The sequence below is a fragment of the Alteromonas sp. AMM-1 genome (assembly GCF_047290655.1).
In the GTDB taxonomy this organism is placed as follows: domain Bacteria; phylum Pseudomonadota; class Gammaproteobacteria; order Enterobacterales; family Alteromonadaceae; genus Alteromonas; species Alteromonas mangrovi.
The window spans coordinates 1-5,276 of record NZ_JBLBUE010000212.1 but is presented as its reverse complement, the minus strand read 5'-3'; the positions used below and the strand labels follow the sequence as shown (position 1 = coordinate 5,276).

The following is a 5,276-nucleotide window of genomic DNA, read 5'->3' as shown; positions in this document are numbered from 1 at the left end:
TGTTCAGGCAGAAAATTACCAAACCACTGTATATCCAGGGCATCGACTGAATAGCCTTGCGCAAGCAGCTTCGGAATTAACACCGAACCTTTATATCCACAAGCGCCGGTTACTAATATTTTCATTGGATAGTTACTCCAAATTTTTGTGTTATCTCAGACAGTACATTTTCTGCGGTCACGTCGTTCCAACAGATAAATTGCCCATCCCCGCCACCTTTGATTTGATCGCAGTCTTTAGCAAATCCAATGCGTTCGAGATGTTCATAAGTATTTGATGTGCAACTAGCATTATACATGCCAAACAAAATATATCGACAGTGCTTCATAAGCAGACAGAGCGCCAAAGGCCCACTGCTGATGGCCAGATTCAACCAGGAAAGATCATAAAGCGCAGCTCTCATTTCAACATCGACAGCAGCCAAAGGGCATTCAACAACCCCGTCCCAGTCAAGCGGAATCAATGCTTTAGCAGTATCACGGACCACTACAACATCGTATCCTGAATTAACTAACCTGCTGGCAACTTCCCGCCAGATTTCAACCTGACTGTTTCGGCCTGTGTGCGCGTCAGACTCCCGTAATGTGATAGTCACTAGCTTATCCCGAACAACATCGTGCATAGAAAGCCATTCTATCAACTGACGTCGACAAATTTCTGACGGTTCGACAATACGATGTTCAATATCAGCATCCATGAACCGAAATAATTCGAAGTAGTGATGTTTTGCGACCGGATTGACGAAGTTGTGATTTTCGGGATAGCAAAATTCTGCGGATTGAAATAATTTTCTTGCCTCAGCCCGATTGCCTACAAGGTGTAAATCCGCAGTCGGGTCGACCAGTTTAACCAGAGGTAACAGTAAGTGAGTAACACGGAAGTTCATCTCACTCACCGAGAAGAAATCAATATTGGCTCTGAAGCCATTATTGTCGCCTGGTGCAATAATTACTTTAAGTCGCGCTAGTTTTCGCTCATTGGCAACCAATCTGCATTTCACCAGAAATACCAGGAAATCGAACGTCGGCGGCGCGACCCGCATGTCGTATATCACCGTTAACACACTCCTGTTATCCAGGCAGGCTTCAGGGTTGTCAAAAAACGGATCGGTTAAATTCTTCAATTCGCTCTTCTTGGCGTCAAACCAATACAGGTTGGCATTTTCCACGCCATTAATGAGTGGTAGCAGTTCGCCATAATCATACACAGCGATGACAATGCTATCGAAAGCATCGTACCTGAGCGAAGAAAGTGCCTGTACCGACTGACCACGAAACTCGCCCTGTCCGGATGAATTGAAGAAAGTGAAATCGCAAGATACATCGACCGTACTCAGGTATTGCTCTGCACTGCTGCCAGTACCGATTACGGCAATCTTTTGTTTTTTCATTTATCCACCGTCAATAATGTTCAGGTAAGATACACGCAAGCGACACCCTGTTCTTCGAGCGGCTTGGCAAGTTGTGCAGAGGAGCCCACCGAAGTCAGAATAACCTGAACGGTGGAATCAGCGTCAAAGTCAGCCGGGGTAATAACGGGTAAACCTGCAAACTGCTGCCCTGCTCGTGCCTGTGAATCAATAAATCCACTCACCTTCACACCTTTCTTAGACAGTGCTTCACAGACCTTCTGCGCAACCACTCCGGTACCCCAAATATGGATGTTGTCTCGGCGTGCTAAATTCATCGTCTTCGCCACCAGCTTATTGACAAAGGATTGCGCCACCAGTTGCATGTCAGCTTGCACTGTAAGATCGGACGACTTGCGGTACTTTTCAACCAGGTTAAACAAGCCAAACCGTTTGTTCTGCTCCCATTCAGCAGCCTGACGTAAAATGTGAGACGTACTTTGCTCATGAGTCAAAGCTATCGCCATCTTATTGAGTAATGCGCCAGCATCGAAAAGCTCGGCCATTTCCGACCACAGGAATTCGCCAATCTGATCCTGCTGTTGTTCAACGGCCTGTTTAAATACCGCCGTTGCTTCAAATACCAGATGTTTCCCCGTATTCAGTATGGCTGCGGCTTGTTCACGCTTACCTTCGTAAAGGGCAATTTTTGCCAATGCAAAGCAGGCCTCTACTGCTTTGACATTGAGCACCGGGCAGAACGCGCTGCAATTTGCATCCAGTACGCGTTGAAATAATCCCTTTGCCCGTAAAAAGTCGCCTTGCTCATAACACTTGATAGCGCTCAGATACGCCAGCGAGACTAACCAGCGTATCGCAAAAGGATGGCGTTCTGTATCTCGCTCAACCCGCTCCAATGCCGTTTCAGACGTATCCAGCCAGGCATTAATTTTGGCAAGGTTGGCTTCCAGTGAATAACCCTGAATAGTTAATAGCAGACAATGATCTTCTGCCCCGCTGTCTAACAGCGACTCCACATAGCGACGCCGAATATCCGCATCTTCAATGCGTTGCCCCACCTGAACCAGCTGACGATGCAACCAGGGATTGTGATAGCCTGCTGCAAAGTCCACATAGGCAGGTAATGATGCCTGAGGGTATTGTGGGTTGCTGTACACCAACGATTGCTGAGACTGCCACAGCGGGTGAGTAAGATCCGGCGTAGCGACCACTACCAGCCACTCTGTTTCAATTTCCCCGGCGTCTACTGAGGATTTGTCGAATCGTCGCGGCGTCGAGGTTAGCTTAAAACCACCCGGCGCAGTCTGATGATAACGCGCCTCAATCACAAAACCGTATTCCGCGAATAAAGCGGCAAATTTTTTCCAGTCGAACTCGTGAAAATGATAGGGGTTAGGATCTTTGCCGGTTTCATCCACCCACATATACGGCACGCTGGCAATTACCCGGCCATCGGGTTTTAAGCTGCGCAAACACAGTTTGAAGAATGAGTGATAGTCTTTTACGTGTTCAATGGTTTCAAACGACGTGATCAGATCGAATGGCTCAAACTGCGTATCCGCATAACAATCAATATCCAGCGTTTCATAATGCAGTTTGCCATGACCATACACCTGATTGGCGTAACTCACACTTTCACTACAAATATCAACCGCTGTAATGTTGTTCAGGCGGTCATTCAGTGACATCAGATAACTGCCGTACCCCAGGCCACAGGCACAATCCAGTAACCTGTCTCCGGGGCGAATAAAATGCTGTGCAAAAGCATAACGGAATACATGTGCATCTGAACGACAGGAGAACTCCCTTAGCATGTCCATGTGCAAATCGCGCTCTGCCAACAGGTTGTTCAGCGTGCATAACGGGTGACCGGTTTGTTTAATTCGACGAAAGGTTGTCGTATCAAATGCCCGGTTGTCCTGTAAGCCTGCATAGTCGCGATTCAGCCACTCCCGGGCGTCCAAATGAAACCCGGCCTGATAAAACAGGTTTTCTAATGCTTGCTGCCCCAGTTGATCGTTAGCGGACTTTGCTACGGTAACATACAGTTCATGTTGCGCTTGCCACTGCCCGGTTAACGTTTCCAGATAACCAAACAGATCAGCAACATGCTGCTGCTCGCACAAGAAATGTTGGTCGCCTTGCGCGTTGGGATTGGCCAGCATGACAGGGGAATAATGTTTCGCCATGCATGCCTTAACATGTTCGTTAAACACGCTGAACACGGGCGCATCTGTGTAAGGTGCCATTGGCAAACTATGATCAGCAGACAGTTTCATGGGTATCTCACGCTCCGGCGTAGGTCGGTTAATTATGTTCTACAAACTCAAAATATTGAGGTTGCCCAGGCCACGTTCTACAGATTGCTCGTGAATATTACGGGCGATCTCTTCCTTAAACGCGAAAGACGAAATAAGAATGTTCCCGCACCCTTCATCCAGTGCCTGTTTTAACGGTTTAACAGTAAAGCCGGCAACTTCATAGGGCCCTGAGATATCCGCTTTTCGATCAATCAGATGTTCAATATTCAGGTTATATCTGTTCAGATAAGGCAGCAGTTTTTCGAAAAACAATCCGGCGCCATACACCGAAAAGGATTGCCACTGTTGATCCAGTATGCGCTCTACCAGGTTTAGCACATCGGTATCGGTGTCCATCGACATCAATCCATACTGGCGGGCCAAAAACTTGTCATCACACAGGGTTATCACCGCCTGTGGCCAGTGGATTTTACCTACTTTAATTTTGGGGTACTGGCTGAACGTCAGGTAAAAATCAGCGATTGGCCACTCAGCCACTTCTTTACACTGGGCATCAGTAATAATCGGATATGCCAGATTGGAACCAAAATTATCCTGGTGAAGCAGTTCGGTAAACAGCTGAGCTTCGGGTTTACATGGCAGTTGTAAATAGCGAAACAGGATAGGCAACACCTGGTCTGCCGTGGCATTTGGCAAATCATAACGGTGATGTACCGAAAAATAAGCATGTAATCCGGCCAGGAACGCCTTCACATTTGCACTGTTCTCTTCAATCCTGTCAGCCTGAACCGGTGTGGCATGGGCATCGTCACTGTAGCCGGTCACCGTACCACAATCGCCTACCAGGAACGGCTCGATACACTCGGGTGAACGCGACAACAACTGACGAACATTGCGGCTATCAGATTGGGCACCGATAAAGGTGCTGAAATGGGTTTTCTGTGCGTAGCGGTAAATGCGCTCAGAACTGTAAAACAGCAGGTTTGCCGCGCTCTGACAGCCGAGAATACATTCAATATGATGAGGAATGGTACCGCCGTTCCCCAAATCCACTACACAACTCTCAGACAATGGTGTTCCAATGTGGTGTTCGTAATAACGCACAAATCGCGCACGCTGCTCATTAATATAGGCTTCAACCGCGGCTTTGTTATCTCTGGCTTTGTCAGTAAGCAGTTTCAATAAATTCATGCCCTGATGAAACACGCCGTCAGTATCGCGAATAGCGACGGCTTCATACTGATGATAAATGTCATCCTGCGGTAGTCGAAAATCGCGATAGAAATCACTTACTGAGTATCCCCGGCGCTGGACAAGTACATACACCAAATCTTCAAACCACTGCTCAGCCGTCACGTCGATTGCAGGCCAAAAGGTAGATTTACGCGACGCATAGAGTTTGTGAACCGCGATGCCTTTAATCTGTCGATGTGCCAGTCGCCATTCGACAATTGGCGCGAATACTTCTGCTTCGCGCATCAGACACAGTATGCTGCGACTGTTTGACGCCCTGGCCTGGTCGATTATCCAGTCAGCAAAGGCCAGTAATATCGGCCCCCACACAAATGTTGCGAGGGAGAACGCTGTACCCGCACCACTTGGCGCATACAAGGTGCTGGCGATTAGGCGAGCGGCATTAAAAGGCT

Annotated in this window: 3 protein-coding genes; all 3 read right to left on the bottom strand. The window is 47.9% G+C overall.

Translation table 11 applies throughout. The annotated features are described in order from the left end of the window. Positions 1–121 precede the first annotated feature (121 nt). Positions 122–1,390 (bottom strand): hypothetical protein, encoded by a 1,269-nt coding sequence (locus tag ACLR2L_RS18675; protein ID WP_413370346.1) that lies wholly within the window; start codon positions 1,388–1,390, stop codon positions 122–124. 20 nt (positions 1,391–1,410) lie between these two features. Next, positions 1,411–3,648 carry a class I SAM-dependent methyltransferase gene (locus tag ACLR2L_RS18670; protein ID WP_413370344.1) on the bottom strand — a complete coding sequence of 746 codons (2,238 nt, stop codon included), beginning with the start codon at positions 3,646–3,648 and terminating at the stop codon, positions 1,411–1,413. A 39-nt stretch (positions 3,649–3,687) separates the two neighbouring features. Next, a partial coding sequence (locus ACLR2L_RS18665) for a hypothetical protein (protein ID WP_413370342.1) occupies positions 3,688–5,276 on the bottom strand: 1,589 nt, incomplete at its 5' end.

What these genes read in the sequence shown, in the direction of transcription:
- ACLR2L_RS18670 (WP_413370344.1), bottom strand. Translation starts at nt 3,648, where the DNA reads ATGAAACTGTCTGCTGATCATAGTTTGCCAATGGCACCTTACACAGAT.
- ACLR2L_RS18675 (WP_413370346.1), bottom strand. Translation starts at nt 1,390, where the DNA reads ATGAAAAAACAAAAGATTGCCGTAATCGGTACTGGCAGCAGTGCAGAG.